Genomic DNA, 17,095 nt, shown 5'->3' with positions numbered 1-17,095 from the left:
AATAAATGAGCGGCCAAACTACATCGGTATGGTATTCGTGGTCATATATCGGACCACCGAGCGACTCAGTGGGAGACGTATATGGGGATGGGGGACAGACTGACACGTATGGAACCTGACCTCACAGCACTGGACGCATATCTCGATGACGCCGGCGTCGACGGTTACCTCCTCGATGCGGATTCTGAGGTGTCAGACCAGTATTATCTCTCCGGCTTCGACGCGCCGGACCCGTTCATCACGCTGTACGACGGTGACACACATCTGCTCTTCCCGCGGAGTCTGGAGTTCGGCCGAGCCAAGCGCGAGTCGCGGGCCGAGACCGTCGAACGCTACGTCGATTTCGACCACCAGAGCAAAGTCGAGGAGTACGGCCCTGACGGGGCCGTTTCACACGTTCTCGCAGATTTCCTCGCGGCCTATGACGTAGATAGCGTGGCCGTCCCGCCGCGGTTCCCGCTCCGGACCGCAGACAGCCTGCGCGAACGTGGTGTCGACGTGTCGGCAGACACCGACGGCATCGTCACGGAGATCCGAGCAACCAAGACCGAGACAGAAGTCGACTACGTCCGGACGGCACAGCGGGCCAACGAGGCGGCAATGGAGGCTGCTGAATCGCTGCTCGAAGCGTCGGACATTGCCGAAGACGAGACGCTCGAAGTTGACGGTGAGACGCTGACGAGCGAGCGGGTGAAAGAGGAGATCGAGGTGACGCTGCTCCGGCACGGCTGCTCGCTGGACGAGACTATCGTCGCCTGCGGGGCGGACGCTGCGGACCCTCACGACTCTGGGAGCGGGCCGCTCGTCGCCCACGAGCCGGTTATCATCGACATCTTCCCGAAGGACAAGGCGACGAAGTACCACGCCGACATGACGCGGACATTCGTGAAAGGCGAGCCCAGCGAGACGGTGCGCGAGTGGTACGACCTGACCGAACGCGCGATGGAGGCCGCGTTCGACGCGCTGGAACCCGGTGCGACCGGCGCGGACGTACACGACGCGGTCTGTGACGTGTACGAGGACGCCGGCGAACCGACGCTGCGTGACGACGACCGAACGGAGACGGGATTCATCCACAGCACAGGCCACGGCGTCGGGCTGGACGTCCACGAGCTTCCACGGCTGGCGCCGAACGGCGGCGAACTCGAACCGGGGCACATCGTCACTATCGAGCCCGGCCTCTACGACCCTGCTGTCGGCGGGGTCCGAATCGAGGACATCGCCGTCGTCACTGCCGACGGCTACGAAAACTTGACCGAGTACGAGATCCAGTTTGTGGTCTGAGGTAGTTGAATCGGCCCGAAAGCTATAGTTGCAGTTTCATTCTGGCCGCCGTTACTCTATGATACTCCTTTTCAAACGGCTTGTTACCACACAACAGTATTTCTGCGCCACCATCATGAACATTTATTATGGATGGGTCAAAAGGTGGTGGTACCCAATGCTTGTATCAGATGTACGCCCTGCACGCGACACCCACACTGCACTGCCTACAAACCACAGACGCCGGCCGACACGACCCCCAGGATGACAACACGAATCACGACCCCCCGAAACGAGGACTCGTACCCGACAACCACGCTGCCCTTTGACAACGCGGACGACCAGTCTCGGTCCCGCCGCGCGCCAAAGATGTTCTCGCCGACCAATCACGCCACGATGGGCCAGTTCGACACTGAGGCCACGGACCCGCGCTAAACTGGGACACAACGCATATCCCGCAGGCAAACCTCCGTGTCGATATGGCTGATTACACCACAGTATCGATTCCGAAGGACCTCGCGGAGCGCGTCGAAGAGACCATCGAAGGGACGAGTTTCTCCAGTACGTCCGACCTCGTCCGGTTCCTGCTCCGGAGTATCGTCGTTGAACACCAGCGGGAAGGGGAACTGACCGAAGCGCAGTTTCAGGATATCACTGACCAGCTGCGAGACCTGGGCTACTTGGAGTAGCTAGGTCGCTACTGCGGATACTTCTCGGGCGGCTCGATGTCGAGAATCGTGACATCCTGCGCTTGCCCGGCTCTGTCAAAGGCTCCGAAGGCGTCGATATCCCACGGCGGGATGCCGACGAAAATCACTTCATGCAGGTCGTCGGTCTTGCTAACACCCATGTACCCCTCAGGATGGGAGACGAACCGGCCCTGCGTCTGGCCGGCTGGCGTCCCCAGGTCGACGCCGAACACTGCCTTCACTGAGGCCCCGGCTGAGGGGAGATAAAAGTCAGTGAACACCGGCGTCTCGTCCGGCAAGTCTGTGTCAGGAAGCTCTCCAGCAGGCGTGACGGCCAGCGAAATCGTCACGTCGTCAGGTTCGGCCTCGCTGGCGAGCCGTAACAGCGTCTCGACGAGTCCGCGTGTGACGTAGACCACGCCATACTTTCGCACGGCCCGGGTAAAACGGCGTCGTTTGACCCGATTTAGCCGAGCACGAGCGACTTGAGGTTCTTCGCGTACAGCCCCGGCGTTCGGCCGCGGGACCCGCGAAGCGCGTAGTCGATGGCCTCGGCGGCGTCTTCCATCACACCTTCTCCGTGCCCGACCAGCACTCGTTCGGGGTCAAGCCGCGTGAGCTTCTTCGGCGGGAACAGGCGCAACATCGGGTGGACACCGAGTCGTTCGTCGCCGGCGAGGAAGTAGTCCGCCGCCCCGACCGCTTCTGGGACGACGAGCGTGTCGTCTTCGTCGCCATACAGCGCGGCCTCTTGCCAGAACGAGTTCTTGATGATCTTGTGGACGCCGTAGTCCGTGCCCGGCAGTTGTTGGTGCATGCGTTCGACCGGTGCGTCGATATCTTCTTCGACACCTGACATCCAGTCGGGGATATACACCGGCACGTCGTGTCGATTCGCAACGGCGGCGCTGTCGCGTTTGTGCCGGTCTAACAGAATGACGACGCCAGCCACCTCGCCGAACTCCGCGAACAGGTCGTCGATACCGTCGACGTCTATCGGGTCGGCGACGAACACGCCGGCATCCGTTTTGAGGACGTGACTCGCCCGGACCATCATTTCGTCGGGATACGGGATGTAGCTCACCCCGCGTTCCCAGCGGTTCGTCTCCATCCAGCCTGCGGTTTCGTCCTGACTTTTTATTGGCATACCTCTCTGTACGAGCCTGACGCGAATAAATGGTCGAGAACGGGAAACACGTATGCCGGGGGTTGTTCCGCCGGCGAGGACGGCGTCCACAGCGGCTTTGTCGGTGGCGGTCGAAGCGCCGATATGCTCTCATCGCCCGCCTGGATCACGCTAGAGGTGAAGTATCCCGACCGTGCGACGGCGTTCTACGAGGCCTTTCTGGAACTCGACGTCGTTTCAGAGGCTCCAGACGAGGCCGTGCTCGCGGCCGGCGACACCGAACTCAGACTCCGCGCTCCGGGAACGGTTCCGCGCGGTGGGCTCCACACGCATTACGCGCTCACAATTCCCGAGCGGGAGTACGATGACTGGTACGACCGCCTCGACGAGCGCTTCGATCTGATCGAACACACCTTCGGAGACGCGCGCTCGCTGTACTTCTACGACCCACAGGGCAACTGCGTGGAACTCGGCGAGCGGGCGGTCGACGGCACTGGTGTCTCCGGCCTATTCGAACTCGTCCTCGAAGTCGAGGAGTTGTCCTCGGCGGTGGAGTTCTACACCACGCTGGGCTTCGAGCTGGTCGACGACGGCCGCGACGAAGGCCGGGTCAGGCTGTCGACCGGCGACCTCGACCTAGAGTTGTGGTCACCACGACTCGGCATCGCCGACGCCCGCGGTGGCGTCCACGTCGACTTCGGTGTCGTCGCCGAAGACCCGAAATCGACGGCAAGGGAAGTCGCTGACGACGCGCTTGCGGTCACATCGGTCGACGAGGGCGTCCGAATCAGGGACCGGGACGGCCACTACCTGACGCTGGTATCAGCGTAGGCGGCCGCTGGTGTCGGCGTGGCCGCCCAGTGATATTCGGGGATGCACTCGCTGGATGCGAATATAATGACCTCCCCTGTACTAGTAGCCGTATAGGCCCCTCATAGGTAGGTTCTTTTCGTATCGAGAGCCACGTTCGAGTCGAGGATGTCCCTGACTGACTCCCGGACTGAACACGATGTCCCCGCGAAGGCGACGCTGTTCTGTCCGGACTGTGGGCACCAGAGCAGGTACGACGGTGACTGGGCTGTGGTCGAACGGTGTGGTAGTACGCACTACCGCTGCCCGGATTGCCACACCCAGATCACGACCCGACCGCGCCACACTGACAGTGGTTCCCCTCGTTTCTTTGACGCCTACTGGCAAGCGTGGAACCACGGTATTCGCGTGTGGCACGGCCTGTTGCAGCGACTGCTCTCGCCGTGAGCGGTCGTGCTAGCTGTTCTGTCGTCGGCCGAAATCGCTACGCCCGTGGTTTCGATAGACATCACAGAGAACTGAATCGCCCACGACAGCACCGCTCCGTGGATGCAACCTGTTGTGTCGCTCAACCCAGCCGCTCAGAGTCGATGCTGACCCCCGGCGGCGTCACAATCAGGAACCCGCGGAAGTGCATCAGTTCGCCGCCGGCCTCGCGGACCGGTCGGGCGAACCCGGCTGCAAGCTCGTTCAGGTCGCCCTCGACGTTGAGGACCAGTACCGACCCGTTCTCGATGGTGTCGATCCACTGGTCGGGCGATTCCGATCCGTCAAGGACGCCGAGCACGACGCGATTGCTACCGGCCCCATCACGGTCCTCATCCATCTGGTCCTCCACGGCCTGTAGGTCCAGCCCCTCGAAATCACTCATAGCCACACACATGGGCGGATAGAGCAAAAATCCTCCCCACCTGTCTGACGCGCGGCAGTCGCACTGGCCGCGGTCGTACCTGTGTGACGTGTGTACGCATCACCGCCTTATGGACAGGTATAAATAGTGGAAGCATCCAGTTACGGGTGCTTATGTCCAACAACGAGGGCACGTCGGAATCTCCGGCGGATCGAGTTCTTCCAGGGCACACTGGATTCCACGTCTGAGATAACAGACGCACGGATTTTCGACACCACGCTGCGCGATGGTGAGCAGTCACCACGCACGTCGTTCAACTACGAGGACAAACGCGAGATAGCCGCGCTGCTCGACGAGATGGGCACCCACGTCATCGAGGCCGGGTTCCCCGTCAACTCCGACGCGGAGTTCGAGGCAGTGCGCGACATCGCCGAGTCCACGCGAGTGACGACCTGCGGACTGGCGCGTGTGGTCGAGAAAGACATCGAGGCGGCTCTGGATTCCGGTGTGGACATGGTCCACACCTTCGTCTCGACGTCGGACGTACAGTTGCAAGATTCCATGCACGCGACCCGTCAGGAGGCACTCGACACTGCCGTCGACTGTGTCGAGATGATCAAAGATGCGGGCGTCGAATGCATGTTCTCGCCGATGGACGCGACTCGGACTGACGAGGACTTCCTCGTCGAAGTCATCGAGGCCACGTCCGCGGCGGGGGCGGACTGGATCAACATTCCGGACACGTGTGGGGTCGCCACGCCGCGGCGGTTCTACGACCTCATCGAAATCGTCGACGACTGCACCGATGCCTACATCGACGTGCACACGCACGACGACTTCGGACTGGCGTCGGCCAACGCCATCTCCGGCTTTGAGGCCGGAGCCAGCCAGGCGCAGGTGTCGGTCAACGGGATCGGCGAACGCGCCGGCAACGCGGCCTACGAAGAGGTCGTGATGGCGCTGGAGTCGCTGTACGATGTCGACACCGGAATCGACACCACCCGCATCACAGAGCTGTCGCGGATCGTCGAGGAGAAGTCTGACATCGGGGTGCCGGCGAACAAGCCTGTCGTCGGGCGTAACGCCTTCTCCCACGAGAGCGGTATCCACGCTGCCGGTGTCATCGAGAACTCCGACACGTTCGAGCCGGGTGTCATGACTCCCGAGATGGTCGGGGCCACACGCGAGCTCGTGCTCGGCAAGCACACCGGAGCCCACTCGGTTCGGGAACGGCTCGTCGACGCCGGATACGACCCGAGCGAGGCGGAGGTCCGCGAAGTGACTCGCCGCGTCAAGGAGTACGGCGCGGAAGAGCAGGTCACCATGTCGGTGCTTGAACGGTTCGCCGAGGAGATCGGCGTGACCGAGGAGAGCGAGGAGGTCCGGGCGTAGGCCAATGACCTCGCTTCCGGCTGTCACTACGAGTGAGCAGCCACCGGTGAGTACCCGGTTTCGAGCGGTTGCCCGCCAACAGCTATCACAGAACGTTTATTATTCGGGACGAACTGCATTCGGATGTGATGACCGCGGCTGCTGGGCGTCAGGTTCGAACCCCCACCAGCACCGCGACCGCTATTCTCGGCGTGCGTATTGTAGGGGCACTATAGCCCCTCTCTTTACCTTTTCACCCCCGGCCGAATCGATTCGTCATACCACCACAGAGTCATCAGTCATGCACGCAGCACACACATCACCGCGGTATCGACCCCGAACACGAACAGACGGAGGGATGACACGATGAGCGAGCGCGCATCCGTCCCCAAGGAAGAGGAAGAAACAGAACCAGAAACCGAACAGGAGCCGGTCACAACGGGCGCGCAGTCGGTTATTCGCGCGCTCGAAAACGCCGAGACCGATTACGTCTTCGGCGTTCAGGGCGGTGCAATCATGCCCGTCTACGACGCGCTGTACGACTCCGATATCAACCACGTCACGATGGCCCACGAACAGGGGGCCTCACACGCGGCGGACGCGTACGGCGTCGTCACCGGCGACCCCGGCGTCTGTTTCGCCACGTCCGGCCCCGGGGCGACGAACCTCGTGACCGGCATCGCCGACGCCAACATGGACTCGGACCCGGTCATCGCGCTGACCGGCCAGGTCCCGACGGAATTCGTCGGCAACGATGCGTTCCAGGAGACGGACACGGTGGGCATCACCCAGCCGATCACGAAGGAGAGCTACTTCGCTGCCGACTCAGACACTGTCGGCGACGATGTCAGCGAAGCGTTCGCGCTCGCTGACGCCGGCCGGCAGGGACCGACGTTGGTCGACCTGCCGAAGGACGTGACTCAGGGCGAAACCGAGGTTGAACCCGGCTCCCCCGAGACGCCGGAGACCTACGAGGTGCCGGAGGAAGCCGACGACGAAAACGTCCAGGAGGCCGCAGAAGCTTTAGCCGAAGCCGACCGCCCGGTCATCCTCTCGGGTGGCGGCGTCATCAAGGCAGACGCATCGAGTGCGCTCCGTGAGTTCGCAAAGGAGTACGAGATTCCGGTCATCACGACGATGCCCGGCATCGGCTCCTTCCCCGAGGACCACGAACTCTCGCTTGAGTGGGCCGGGATGCACGGCACCGGCTACGCCAACATGGCGATTAGCAACACCGACTGCATGCTGGCCATCGGGACGCGCTTCGACGACCGCCTGACCGGCGGCGTCGACTCCTTCGCCCCCGACGCGGAGGTCATCCACGTCGACATCGACCCGGCCGAAATCAGCAAGAACGTCTACGCTGACTACCCACTCATCGGAGACGCCCGGAACGTGCTCCGGCAGCTGTTCGACGCGATGCCGCGTGCGCCGGACGCCGACGAGTGGCGCGACCAGTGCCAGACCTGGAAAGATGAGTACCCGATGGACTACGACACGCCCGACGACGAGCCGCTGAAGCCGCAGTACGTCGTCGAGCAGTTCTCGGAGATGACGCCGGACGACACTATCGTCTGTACCGGCGTCGGCCAGCACCAGATGTGGGCCTCCCAGTTCTGGGAGTACACCGAGCCCCGGACGTGGGTGTCGTCCCACGGTCTCGGGACGATGGGGTACGGCGTGCCAGCCGCCATCGGTGCCAAACTCGCCGCGCCGGACCAGGAGGTCGTCTGCTTCGACGGCGACGGCTCGTTCCTGATGACCGTGCAGGGCCTGTCGGTCGCGGTGCGTGAGCAACTCGATATCACCTACGTCGTCCTGAACAACGAGGCGGTCGGGATGGTCCGCCAGTGGCAGGACGGCTTCTACGAGGGCCGCCGGATGGCCTCCGAGTACCCGTGGATCCCGCAGTTCGACAAGCTCGCCGAGGCCTTCGGCGCACGCGGGTTCACGCTCGAATCCTACGACAATGTCGAGGAGACGATACAGGAAGCACGCGACTACGACGGCCCGAGCGTCATCGACGCCCACATCGACCCCGGGGAGAACGTCTTCCCGATGGTCCCAAGCGGCGGTGACAACGGCCAGTTCGCGCTCAACGAAGACCATCTGGACATGATCTAACAATGACTGGAGGAATGCCAGGCCCCGCGCCGGACGAACGGATGCGCCCGAAGGGCCGACGCAACACGCAGGGAATCCGCGTCGACCCCGAGGCCGAAGTGACACACGAACCGCGACAGGCGGTGCTGTCCGCGCTGGTCAAACACCGGCCGGGCGTGCTGTCGGAAGTGTCAGCGCTGTTCAGCCGACGGCAGTTCAACATCGAAAGCCTGACCGTCGGGCCGACAGTCGACGACGACACAGCCCGGATGACGATCCTCATCGAGGAGCCGGAACCGGGGATCGACCAGGCGAAAAAGCAACTGCGGAAGCTCGTGCCAGTCATTTCGGTCAGGGAACTCGAAGGCGAGGCCGTCCGCCGGGAGCTCGCGCTGGTGAAAGTCAGCGGCGAGAAGCCCGACGATGTCAATGCGGTCGCCGATATGTATAACGGGCAGGCAGTCGACGCGTCGACCGACTCGGTCACCGTCGAGATTACGGGTAGCAAGCAGAAGATCGACGCCGCCATCGAGGCGTTCAAGCAGTTCGATGTGCAGGAAATTGTGCGAACCGGGGCCGCCGCACTGGAACGCGGCCCGAAAACATTAGAGAAAGATGTCTGACGAACTTACCACAACAGTCTATTACGACGAGGACGCTGACGTATCGACAATCAACGATGAGACCGTAGCCGTGCTGGGTTACGGGTCGCAGGGCCACGCCCACGCGCTGAACCTTCACGAGTCCGGCGTCGACGTAATCGTCGGCCTCCGACAGGACTCTTCGTCGTGGGCTGACGCCGAGGACGCGGGCCTCCGTGTCGAGACGCCTGACGTGGCCGCCGGCGAGGCGGACCGCGTCGTGATGCTCGTCCCGGACACGATTCAGCCGGCCGTCTACGAGGCCATTGAGGACGAACTGGACGCCGGCGACACGCTCCAGTTCGCACACGGCTTCAATATCCACTACGGCCAGATTGAACCGCCGGAAGACGTCGACGTGACGATGGTCGCGCCCAAATCGCCCGGCCACCTCGTCCGCCGGACCTACGAACGCGGCGAGGGGACGCCGGGTCTCATCGCGGTGTATCAGGACGCGACCGGCAACGCCAAGCAGGAGTCGCTGGCCTACGCGAAGGGCATCGGCTGTACCCGCGCTGGCGTCATCGAGACCTCCTTCCAGGAAGAGGTCGAGACGGACCTCTTCGGCGAGCAGGCCGTCCTCTGTGGTGGCGTCACCGAGATGGTCAAGGCCGGCTTCGAGACGCTGGTCGACGCCGGCTACGCGCCGGAGATGGCCTACTTCGAGTGCCTGAACGAACTCAAGCTCATTGTCGATCTGATGTACGAGGGCGGCCACATGGGCATGTGGAACTCCGTCTCCGACACGGCCGAGTACGGCGGCCTGACCCGCGGTGAGGAGGTCATCGACCGTGAGGGCATGGAGCAGATCCTCGAAGAGGTCCAGAACGGCGAGTTCGCTCGCGAGTGGATCAACGAGAATCAGGCCAACCGACCCGCCTACAAGCAGTATCGCGACGCCGAACAGAACCACCAGATCGAAGCCGTCGGCGAGAACCTGCGCGAACTGTTCGCGTGGGGTGAGGACGCCGACGCAGAGAAGACAGAAGCCCCAGCAGATGACTAACGAACGCACGGATCCAACGGACGGCAAACAGAGCGAATCGCGCACAACGATGGGGAGCATCCAGCACACCCACCCTGAAACCAACGGAACCTTCGGCGCGGTGTTCCGCCGCGGCCCGGTCGTGGCCGCCGACGGCGGCGAACGCGGCGCGGAGGAGGAGGAGACTGACGAGACGATGGAGGACATCGACCACGAAGCACCCGACGAGGGTGTCACCCGCGCGTACGAACGCGGAACTGAAGGACGGGACGAGACAGTATGAGTCAGGGAACGCTGTACGACAAGGTATGGGACCAGCACAAAGTCACGACCCTGCCGAACGGCCAAGACCAGCTGTTCGTCGGGCTGCACCTCATTCACGAGGTCACCAGCCCGCAGGCTTTCGGCATGCTCAAAGAGCGTGGTCTTGAGGTCGCACGCCCGGACCTGACCCACGCGACGGTCGACCACATCGTCCCGACCGCCAATCAGGACCGGCCCTACAGCGACGACGCGGCCGAGACGATGATGGCCGAACTTGAGGAGAACGTCCGCGACGCCGGTATCCAGTTCTCTGACCCAACGACGGGCGACCAGGGTATCGTCCACGTCATCGGCCCGGAGCAGGGCATCACCCAGCCCGGCAAGACCATCGTCTGTGGTGACAGCCACACCTCGACCCACGGCGCGTTCGGCGCGCTCGCGTTCGGTATCGGGACGAGCCAGATCCGCGACGTACTGGCGACCCAGACCATCGCGATGGAGAAACAGAAGGTCCGCAAAATTGAGGTCACCGGCGAACTCGACGAGGGCGTCGAGGCAAAGGACATCATCCTCGAAATTATCCGCCGGCTCGGGACCGAGGGCGGCGTCGGCTACGTGTACGAGTACGCCGGCGAGACAATCGAGAACCTCGACATGGAAGGTCGGATGTCCATCTGTAATATGTCCATCGAGGGCGGCGCTCGCGCGGGCTATGTCAACCCCGACGAGACCACCTACGAGTGGCTCGAAGAGACGGACTACTTCCAGGAACACCCCGAGAAATTCGAGGAACTCAAGCCCTACTGGGAGTCCATCCGCTCCGACGAGGACGCCGAGTACGACGACGTGGTCGAAATCGACGCGGGCGAACTGGACCCTGTCGTCACGTGGGGGACCACGCCCGGCCAGGGCATCGGTATCGACGACCCGATTCCGGAACCCGAGGATCTGGCCGACGACAAGGTCGACACCGCCCGCCGCGCCCAGAAGCACATGCGCGTCGAGCCCGGCGAGACGATGGAAGGGTACGACATCGACGTTGCCTTCCTTGGCTCCTGTACCAACGCTCGGCTGCCTGATCTCCGCCGCGCGGCCCGCATCGTCAAGGGCCGTGAGGTCGCCGACGACGTGCGAGCGTTCGTCGTCCCCGGCAGCCAGCGCGTCCAGCGCGCCGCCGAGGAAGAAGGCCTGAAGGACATCTTCGAGGAGGCCGGTTTCGAGTGGCGCAACGCCGGCTGTTCGATGTGTCTGGGCATGAACGAGGACCAGCTGGAAGGCGACGAGGCCTGTGCTTCCTCCTCGAACCGGAACTTCGTCGGCCGGCAGGGCAGCAAGGACGGTCGGACCGTCCTGATGAACCCGCGGATGGTGGCTGCGGCGGCCATCACCGGCGAAGTGTCTGACGTGCGCGACCTGAAGGAGGTGACCCTGGCATGAGCGACGCGACTGAGGACATCCCTGAAGTCGACTACGTCGAGGGGTCTGGCATCCCGATCCACGGGAACGACATCGACACGGACCAGATAATCCCTGCGCGGTTCATGAAGGTCGTCACCTTCGACGGGCTGGGCGAGTTCGCCTTCTTCGACCTGCGGTTCGACGACGAGGACAACGAGAAGGACCATCCGTTCAACGAGGAGCGGTTCCAGGACTCGAACGTGATGGTGGTCAACAACAACTTCGGCTGTGGCTCCTCCCGCGAACACGCGCCACAGGCCCTGATGCGCTGGGGCATCGACGCCATCATCGGCGAGGGCTTCGCCGAGATTTTCGCCGGAAACTGTCTGGCGCTCGGCATCCCGACGGTCACCGCCGACCACGAGACGATCAACGCGCTCCAGCAGTGGGTTGATGACAACCCCGACGGCGAGATTGAGGTTGACGTGCGGGCGGAGACTGTCACCTACGGCGACAACGAGATCAACGTCAGCGTTGACCGCGCCCAGCGCGAGGCTCTCGTCGAGGGCAACTGGGACACGACGGCGCTGATGAAGGCTAACAAGAACGCTATCGAGGAGACAGCCTCGCAGTTGCCGTACCTCGATCAGACGCGGTCGGATATCGAAGCGGACGATTGACGCGAGGTCACTTTGTGACCTCGGTTTGTGCGAACGGCAGAGCCGTGCGCGCAGTGCGCTCATTTTGAAGCGCCGATATCCAGATCGCGGAGGGCAGCTACTACCGTCGGCCTCTGTCGATTTCTCCCTTGGAGATGGCAAGACCAATAGCTGTGCGGGGCGCGTTCTTCCTGCATGGACCAGATTCGGGAGATACACATCGCGCCGCTGGGGCACGAGCGTGACCGGATCGCCGAGCCGATTCACCAGCACAACGCCGACGACGTGTACCTCCTCACAGCGACCACAGAGCTGTCACGGTTGACGCCGTACCAGCAGGCACTCGTCGAGGAACTGGACGCCAACGGCGTTAGCGTCGAACTACACCGAGCGGATTTACACGACCTCTACAACGTGCTGGCCGAGGTCACGACACTAACTGCGGACCATCCCGAGGACATCGTGCGCGTCAACGTCTCGAGCGGGCCGAAGGTGGCGGCTATCGGAAGCGCCATCGCGTGTATGGCGACGGCGGCGACGGCATACTACGTCCATCCCGAGGAACACGTCCCATCGGTCGCTGTGGAGCCACTCACCTGCGGGATGGAGCGCGCGGAGGTCCTCCCGTCGTATCCCATCGAAGCTATTTCTCGTGACCAGGTCGCGGTGCTGGACTATCTCAAGCGGACAAATACGGACACCTACACCGCAAAAAAGTCGGACCTCATCGAGTTCGCCGAGGACGCCGGTCTTTCGTTCATCGACGACGCCGACCCGGCAAACGAGAAGGCGAAGTTCGCGCTGTTGAACGCGAACATCGTGGACCCGCTGGTCGAGGACGGCTACATCGAAGTCAACGATGTCGGACGGACGAAACAGGTTGCACTGACAGAGACCGGTGAAAACGTTCTCCAAGCGTTCCGACACAAACTCTGAATATATGTCACACAGACGGTTGTAACACGCAAGAAACAGAACCTAATGCTTTCATAGTTCCACATTATATTTGAACACAGTTGGGCGACGCCCACATGAACCACTTCTCGATAGATGACATCAGGGTACTCCACGTTGACGACGACCCCGGCTTCGCCGAAATCGTCTCAGAATTCCTCGAACGGGAAGATGACGCCTTTTCCGTGGAGACCGCGACGAGCGTCGACGATGCACTGGTGATGCTTCAGGACACCCAGGTCGATTGCGTCGTCAGCGACTACGATATGCCCCAAAAGGACGGACTGGACTTCTTGGAACTGGTCAGGGATGACTACCCCGATCTCCCGTTTCTCCTGTTCACCGGCAAGGGATCAGAGGAAATCGCGAGTCGAGCGATTTCGGCCGGCGTCACTGACTACCTCCAGAAGGAGGCCGGAACGGAGCAGTACACCGTATTGGCAAACCGAATCAGGAACGCGGTCCGGAGCGCACGGGCCGAAACCGCGGTCCAGCGCACGGAGGACAGGTACCACAACCTCGTCGACACTGCGCCGATCCCGATTCTCCTTTTCGACCGTGACTGGAAGGCCCTGTACGCCAACGAGGCGGCCATAGCGTTCCTCGATGCGGACTCCTTCACAGAGATAGCCGGAAAGAAGGCGAGCGACTTTCTCCATCCTGACGAGAGGGACGCGGCCAGAAAGCGGTTCCAGCGGCTGATGCGCGAGGGCGTCTCGGTTCCGGAACGAGAGTACCGCGTGATGACCGCCGAGGGCGAGGTGAAGACAGCGACGATTGCCACCGCACCCGGCTACTACCGCGGCGAGCAGGTCGCTCAGGCGATGGTGTACCGATAGCCGGGAGACAATTGCATATTTAGAATGTTGGACGACGCCGTTTGTCTGTCTCAGTCCGTGGATTACACCAGTAGTAGCAATTGTATTGATAGTATACATAGTATCAACTGTTTCTGTAGTATTGAGATAGAACCTACATAGTCGCCATCGCTACGAACAGTTGCGCACGGGTCGCCAGCGATCACCCCCGATTCGCTTCGGCCCTCCACACGCTCACGTCGTCCGCTGGTCACCCGTGCCATCCCCCTGAGCGTGTCCGTTTTCTGTGTTGCCGAGCCGATATCGCACCCCGTTCACTCGCGTGTGGAGCGCCGCCAGTTCACAGGAGACGTTCGGAACCGATACGCCGGAACCGAACGACTTTCACCAGCCGGCTACGTGCCTCCCGCTATGACACACGAGATAGCCGTTATTCCGGGCGATGGAATCGGACAGGAGGTCACACCCGCCGCGGTCGAAGTGCTGGAGGCCATCGACGGCGTCGACTTCGACTTCGTCGAGGGTGAAGCCGGCGACGCAGTGAAGGAAGAAACCGGCGACGCGCTCCCGGAGGAGACGCGCGAACTGGCGGCCGACGCCGACGCGACGCTGTTCGGCGCGGCTGGCGAGACAGCGGCCGATGTCATCTTGCCGCTCCGGCAGGTCGTCGGTTCCTTCGCAAACGTCCGCCCGGCCCGCTCGTATCCGGGACTCGATGCCGTCCAGCCCGACACTGATATCGTATTCATTCGGGAGAACACCGAGGGTGTCTACAAGGGCATCGAGAGCGAGATTTCGGAAGGCGTCACTACCTGTACGCGGGTCATCACCGAAGACGCCTCTGAGAAAATCGCCGAATACGGGTTCAGCTACGCGAAGCAGAATAGCTACGACGATGTGACGATTGCCCACAAAGCCAACGTCATGCGCACTACAGACGGGCTGTTCCTCGATGCGGCCTCGGCAGTCGGCGAGGACCGGGACGCGTCCTACGATACGGCGCTCATGGACGCGCTTGCGATGCATCTGGTCATGAACCCACAGGATTACGGCGTCGTCATCTGTCCGAACCTCGCCGGCGATATGCTATCGGACCTCGCCGCGGGCCTTGTCGGCGGCCTCGGCCTGCTGCCGTCGGCCAACATCGGCGAGGAGAACGCGCTGTTCGAGCCGGTCCACGGCTCCGCCCCGGACATCGCTGGCGAAGGCATCGCCAACCCTTCAGCGATGATTCTCTCCGCAGCGATGTTGCTCGACCACCTCGGCTACGACGAGCAGGGCGATGCAGTTCGGACGGCTGTCGAGTCCGTGCTCGATTCGGGGCCTCGAACGCCGGATCTGGGCGGCGACGCATCCACTGAGGACGTGACCGCCGCGGTTATCGACGCACTGTAAGCAGTTTTCTCGCGTTCTATCTGGGCAGAAACAAGCACGGCCCAATAGAAAGAGGTAAAACCGAAGCGAAACAATCACAGCCGAAAGAATGCTCCCGGCCGAGCGAAAGCGCACTATCGTCCAGTTGGTGACAGAGCGAGACGGCTGTTCAGTGTCGGAGCTGGCCGCGGAACTGGAGTTCTCGAAGGCGACGATACGCCGTGACCTCCGGGACTTGGAATCACAAGGCCGGATCGAGCGGTCCCACGGCGGCGCGGTGCCGGCGTCCTCCGTCGGGACCGAACGCCCCTACGGCCAGCGTGAGGTTGACCACTACGCCGAGAAGCAGGCGATTGCGGAGCGGGCCGCTCAGGAAGTCCGGGAAGGGCAGGTGGTTTGTTTCGATGCCGGGTCGACCACAATGGAGGTTGCGCGTGCGATCCCGGATACCGACTACGTCGCGGCGACGAACATGCCGGACCTCGCCACTGAACTGGCCGAGGGGGATGTCGACACCAAACTCACCGGTGGGAGCCTCCGACCGCGAACCCGCGCGCTCGTCGGCCCGACGGCCGAGCGCGCCGTCGAACGGATGAACTTCGACCTGCTGTTTCTGGGGACGAACGCGCTCGACAGCGCCGCCGGGCTGTCGACTCCGAACGAGGACGAGGCGGCGATCAAGGAACTGATGGTCGAGCGTGCCCGCCGGGTCGTGCTGGTCGCCGATGCGTCGAAGTTCGGCGACCGGAGTTTCGTCAGCTTTGCCGCTCTGGATGAGGTCGATCTGCTTGTCACCGATGCCAGCCCGCCCGGGGCGCTCGCTGCGGCACTCGCGGACGCCGACGTGGCTGTCGAGGAGGTCAGCACATGATTGTCACCGTCACCTACAATCCCGCGGTCGACCAGACGATCCAGTTCGACGAGCAGATGGCTCCCGAGCGTGTCATGCGGGCCAACAAAGCGCAGTTCGACGCCGGCGGGAAAGGCATCAACGCCGCGCAGTTCCTCACCGCGATGGACCGGCCCTGCGTTGCGATGGGACTCCTAGGTGGGTTCACGGGGTCGTTCATCAGAGAGACGCTGCAAGACGACGGCGTCGAGACAGCCTTCATCGACGTGGACGGGACAACGCGGCTCAACACCACCGCTATCGCAGCCGCGGAGGAGTACAAGCTAAATCAGGCCGGCCCGACTGTCGGCGAGTCGATTGTCGACGCGCTGCTCGAACAGGTGCGAGCGCAGTCCCCCGACCGCGTACTCATCGGTGGGAGCCTGCCGCCGGGGCTGTCCCCCGATGCTATCGACCGCATTGCGGCCGGTGGCGACTGGGAGACCATCGTCGACACCGGCGGCGATGTCCTTCGAGAACTCGACGCGCAGTATGGACTTTGCAAGCCGAACCGCGCCGAACTCGGGGACGCGACCGGGGCCGACGTCTCTACCGTCGAGGGGTGTGCGGACGCGGCGGACGCGTTCCGGGACCGGGGCTTCGACCGGGTGCTGGCCTCCCTCGGCGCGGACGGCGCGGTCCTTGTCGGCGACACAGGCCGACTGTACGCGGAGGCGCTCGACATCAATGTTGTCGACACCGTCGGGGCCGGCGACGCGCTCCTCTCTGGCGTCCTGAGCGCCTGGGAAGCCGGCGCGGACGACGAGACGGCGCTCCGGACCGGCGTGGCCGTCTCATCGCAGGTCGTCCAGCGGGCCGGCACGGCCGTTCCGGACCTGAACGATATCGGCTCACTCCGGGATGGCGTGACGGTCCGACGGCTGTAGCAGGCGGAAACTGG

General features: G+C 63.0%; 20 protein-coding genes. 17 read left to right on the top strand and 3 right to left on the bottom strand.

Translation table 11 applies throughout. From position 1 onward, the window contains the following. Positions 1–108: 108 nt before the first annotated feature. The 3 genes from G9C82_RS03905 to G9C82_RS03895 all read left to right on the top strand — a co-directional run bounded on the left by G9C82_RS03905 (position 109) and on the right by G9C82_RS03895 (position 1,952). On the top strand, positions 109–1,284 hold the full coding sequence (locus tag G9C82_RS03905; protein WP_127013421.1) for a Xaa-Pro peptidase family protein: 1,176 nt from the start codon (positions 109–111) through the stop codon (positions 1,282–1,284). A 243-nt stretch (positions 1,285–1,527) separates the two neighbouring features. Further along, positions 1,528–1,698, top strand: a complete 171-nt coding sequence (locus tag G9C82_RS03900) for a hypothetical protein (RefSeq protein ID WP_007188407.1) — start codon at positions 1,528–1,530, stop codon at positions 1,696–1,698. A 44-nt stretch (positions 1,699–1,742) separates the two neighbouring features. Further along, positions 1,743–1,952 (top strand): ribbon-helix-helix domain-containing protein, encoded by a 210-nt coding sequence (locus G9C82_RS03895; RefSeq protein WP_004593281.1) that lies wholly within the window; start codon positions 1,743–1,745, stop codon positions 1,950–1,952. A gap of 8 nt (positions 1,953–1,960) precedes the next feature. Here G9C82_RS03895 and G9C82_RS03890 read toward each other — a convergent pair whose 3' ends face one another. Together G9C82_RS03890 and G9C82_RS03885 are read right to left on the bottom strand one after the other, a co-directional pair. Then, complete coding sequence (locus G9C82_RS03890; RefSeq protein WP_049944582.1) at positions 1,961–2,371, bottom strand: hypothetical protein; 411 nt, start codon at positions 2,369–2,371, stop codon at positions 1,961–1,963. A 47-nt stretch (positions 2,372–2,418) separates the two neighbouring features. Beyond that, entirely contained in the window at positions 2,419–3,099 is a 681-nt protein-coding gene (locus tag G9C82_RS03885; protein ID WP_127013420.1) for a hypothetical protein, read from the bottom strand. Positions 3,100–3,222: 123 nt separating this feature from the next. Between G9C82_RS03885 and G9C82_RS03880 the strand changes: the two genes are divergently transcribed. Together G9C82_RS03880 and G9C82_RS03875 are read left to right on the top strand one after the other, a co-directional pair. Then, positions 3,223–3,909 (top strand): VOC family protein, encoded by a 687-nt coding sequence (locus G9C82_RS03880; RefSeq protein ID WP_127013419.1) that lies wholly within the window; start codon positions 3,223–3,225, stop codon positions 3,907–3,909. A 147-nt stretch (positions 3,910–4,056) separates the two neighbouring features. Then, entirely contained in the window at positions 4,057–4,335 is a 279-nt protein-coding gene (locus G9C82_RS03875) for a hypothetical protein (RefSeq protein WP_127013418.1), read from the top strand. A 121-nt stretch (positions 4,336–4,456) separates the two neighbouring features. On the opposite strand, the gene G9C82_RS03870 is transcribed toward G9C82_RS03875, so the two are convergent. Next, positions 4,457–4,759, bottom strand: coding sequence for a DUF5779 family protein (locus G9C82_RS03870; protein ID WP_127013417.1), 303 nt, complete (start codon positions 4,757–4,759; stop codon positions 4,457–4,459). A gap of 126 nt (positions 4,760–4,885) precedes the next feature. Between G9C82_RS03870 and G9C82_RS03865 the strand changes: the two genes are divergently transcribed. From G9C82_RS03865 to pfkB, 12 genes are all read left to right on the top strand, one after another. Then, positions 4,886–6,130, top strand: a complete 1,245-nt coding sequence (locus tag G9C82_RS03865) for a LeuA family protein (RefSeq protein ID WP_004593274.1) — start codon at positions 4,886–4,888, stop codon at positions 6,128–6,130. Positions 6,131–6,475: 345 nt separating this feature from the next. Beyond that, a complete protein-coding gene (gene ilvB / locus G9C82_RS03860) occupies positions 6,476–8,233 on the top strand; it encodes a biosynthetic-type acetolactate synthase large subunit (RefSeq protein ID WP_004962630.1) in 1,758 nt (585 codons plus the stop codon). A 14-nt stretch (positions 8,234–8,247) separates the two neighbouring features. Further along, positions 8,248–8,835, top strand: a complete 588-nt coding sequence (gene ilvN / locus G9C82_RS03855; RefSeq protein ID WP_004515606.1) for an acetolactate synthase small subunit — start codon at positions 8,248–8,250, stop codon at positions 8,833–8,835. Next, positions 8,828–9,859 (top strand): ketol-acid reductoisomerase, encoded by a 1,032-nt coding sequence (ilvC, locus tag G9C82_RS03850; protein ID WP_127013416.1) that lies wholly within the window; start codon positions 8,828–8,830, stop codon positions 9,857–9,859. The genes ilvN and ilvC overlap by 8 nt, the downstream gene beginning before the upstream one ends. Then, positions 9,852–10,121, top strand: coding sequence for a hypothetical protein (locus G9C82_RS03845; RefSeq protein WP_127013415.1), 270 nt, complete (start codon positions 9,852–9,854; stop codon positions 10,119–10,121). Before ilvC ends, G9C82_RS03845 begins: the two co-directional genes overlap by 8 nt. After that, positions 10,118–11,539: a 3-isopropylmalate dehydratase large subunit gene (gene leuC, locus G9C82_RS03840; protein ID WP_127013414.1), complete on the top strand. Its 1,422-nt coding sequence runs from the start codon at positions 10,118–10,120 to the stop codon at positions 11,537–11,539. The genes G9C82_RS03845 and leuC overlap by 4 nt, the downstream gene beginning before the upstream one ends. Next, a complete protein-coding gene (gene leuD, locus G9C82_RS03835; protein WP_004962615.1) occupies positions 11,536–12,180 on the top strand; it encodes a 3-isopropylmalate dehydratase small subunit in 645 nt (214 codons plus the stop codon). The genes leuC and leuD overlap by 4 nt, the downstream gene beginning before the upstream one ends. Before the next feature lie 174 nt (positions 12,181–12,354). Continuing rightward, entirely contained in the window at positions 12,355–13,095 is a 741-nt protein-coding gene (locus tag G9C82_RS03830) for a DUF6293 family protein (RefSeq protein ID WP_127013413.1), read from the top strand. A 95-nt stretch (positions 13,096–13,190) separates the two neighbouring features. Then, a complete protein-coding gene (locus G9C82_RS03825; protein ID WP_121302790.1) occupies positions 13,191–13,952 on the top strand; it encodes a response regulator in 762 nt (253 codons plus the stop codon). A gap of 390 nt (positions 13,953–14,342) precedes the next feature. Next, positions 14,343–15,326 (top strand): isocitrate/isopropylmalate dehydrogenase family protein, encoded by a 984-nt coding sequence (locus tag G9C82_RS03820; RefSeq protein WP_127013412.1) that lies wholly within the window; start codon positions 14,343–14,345, stop codon positions 15,324–15,326. 88 nt (positions 15,327–15,414) lie between these two features. Next, complete coding sequence (gene glpR, locus G9C82_RS03815; protein ID WP_004962600.1) at positions 15,415–16,176, top strand: HTH-type transcriptional regulator GlpR; 762 nt, start codon at positions 15,415–15,417, stop codon at positions 16,174–16,176. Further along, on the top strand, positions 16,173–17,081 hold the full coding sequence (pfkB, locus tag G9C82_RS03810; protein WP_127013411.1) for a 1-phosphofructokinase: 909 nt from the start codon (positions 16,173–16,175) through the stop codon (positions 17,079–17,081). Before glpR ends, pfkB begins: the two co-directional genes overlap by 4 nt. The last annotated feature ends 14 nt before the right edge of the window (positions 17,082–17,095 follow it).

The organism is Haloarcula sp. R1-2 (assembly GCF_011627385.1).
GTDB lineage: Archaea > Halobacteriota > Halobacteria > Halobacteriales > Haloarculaceae > Haloarcula > Haloarcula marismortui.
The sequence above is the reverse complement of the archived record's forward strand: the minus strand, read 5'-3'. Positions and strand labels throughout refer to the sequence as shown.

What these genes read in the sequence shown, in the direction of transcription:
- G9C82_RS03905 (WP_127013421.1), top strand. Translation starts at nt 109, where the DNA reads ATGGAACCTGACCTCACAGCACTGGACGCATATCTCGATGACGCCGGC.
- G9C82_RS03900 (WP_007188407.1), top strand. Translation starts at nt 1,528, where the DNA reads ATGACAACACGAATCACGACCCCCCGAAACGAGGACTCGTACCCGACA.
- G9C82_RS03895 (WP_004593281.1), top strand. Translation starts at nt 1,743, where the DNA reads ATGGCTGATTACACCACAGTATCGATTCCGAAGGACCTCGCGGAGCGC.
- G9C82_RS03885 (WP_127013420.1), bottom strand. Translation starts at nt 3,099, where the DNA reads ATGCCAATAAAAAGTCAGGACGAAACCGCAGGCTGGATGGAGACGAAC.
- G9C82_RS03880 (WP_127013419.1), top strand. Translation starts at nt 3,223, where the DNA reads ATGCTCTCATCGCCCGCCTGGATCACGCTAGAGGTGAAGTATCCCGAC.
- G9C82_RS03875 (WP_127013418.1), top strand. Translation starts at nt 4,057, where the DNA reads ATGTCCCTGACTGACTCCCGGACTGAACACGATGTCCCCGCGAAGGCG.
- G9C82_RS03870 (WP_127013417.1), bottom strand. Translation starts at nt 4,759, where the DNA reads ATGAGTGATTTCGAGGGGCTGGACCTACAGGCCGTGGAGGACCAGATG.
- ilvB (WP_004962630.1), top strand. Translation starts at nt 6,476, where the DNA reads ATGAGCGAGCGCGCATCCGTCCCCAAGGAAGAGGAAGAAACAGAACCA.
- ilvN (WP_004515606.1), top strand. Translation starts at nt 8,248, where the DNA reads ATGCCAGGCCCCGCGCCGGACGAACGGATGCGCCCGAAGGGCCGACGC.
- ilvC (WP_127013416.1), top strand. Translation starts at nt 8,828, where the DNA reads ATGTCTGACGAACTTACCACAACAGTCTATTACGACGAGGACGCTGAC.
- G9C82_RS03845 (WP_127013415.1), top strand. Translation starts at nt 9,852, where the DNA reads ATGACTAACGAACGCACGGATCCAACGGACGGCAAACAGAGCGAATCG.
- leuC (WP_127013414.1), top strand. Translation starts at nt 10,118, where the DNA reads ATGAGTCAGGGAACGCTGTACGACAAGGTATGGGACCAGCACAAAGTC.
- leuD (WP_004962615.1), top strand. Translation starts at nt 11,536, where the DNA reads ATGAGCGACGCGACTGAGGACATCCCTGAAGTCGACTACGTCGAGGGG.
- G9C82_RS03830 (WP_127013413.1), top strand. Translation starts at nt 12,355, where the DNA reads ATGGACCAGATTCGGGAGATACACATCGCGCCGCTGGGGCACGAGCGT.
- G9C82_RS03825 (WP_121302790.1), top strand. Translation starts at nt 13,191, where the DNA reads ATGAACCACTTCTCGATAGATGACATCAGGGTACTCCACGTTGACGAC.
- G9C82_RS03820 (WP_127013412.1), top strand. Translation starts at nt 14,343, where the DNA reads ATGACACACGAGATAGCCGTTATTCCGGGCGATGGAATCGGACAGGAG.
- glpR (WP_004962600.1), top strand. Translation starts at nt 15,415, where the DNA reads ATGCTCCCGGCCGAGCGAAAGCGCACTATCGTCCAGTTGGTGACAGAG.
- pfkB (WP_127013411.1), top strand. Translation starts at nt 16,173, where the DNA reads ATGATTGTCACCGTCACCTACAATCCCGCGGTCGACCAGACGATCCAG.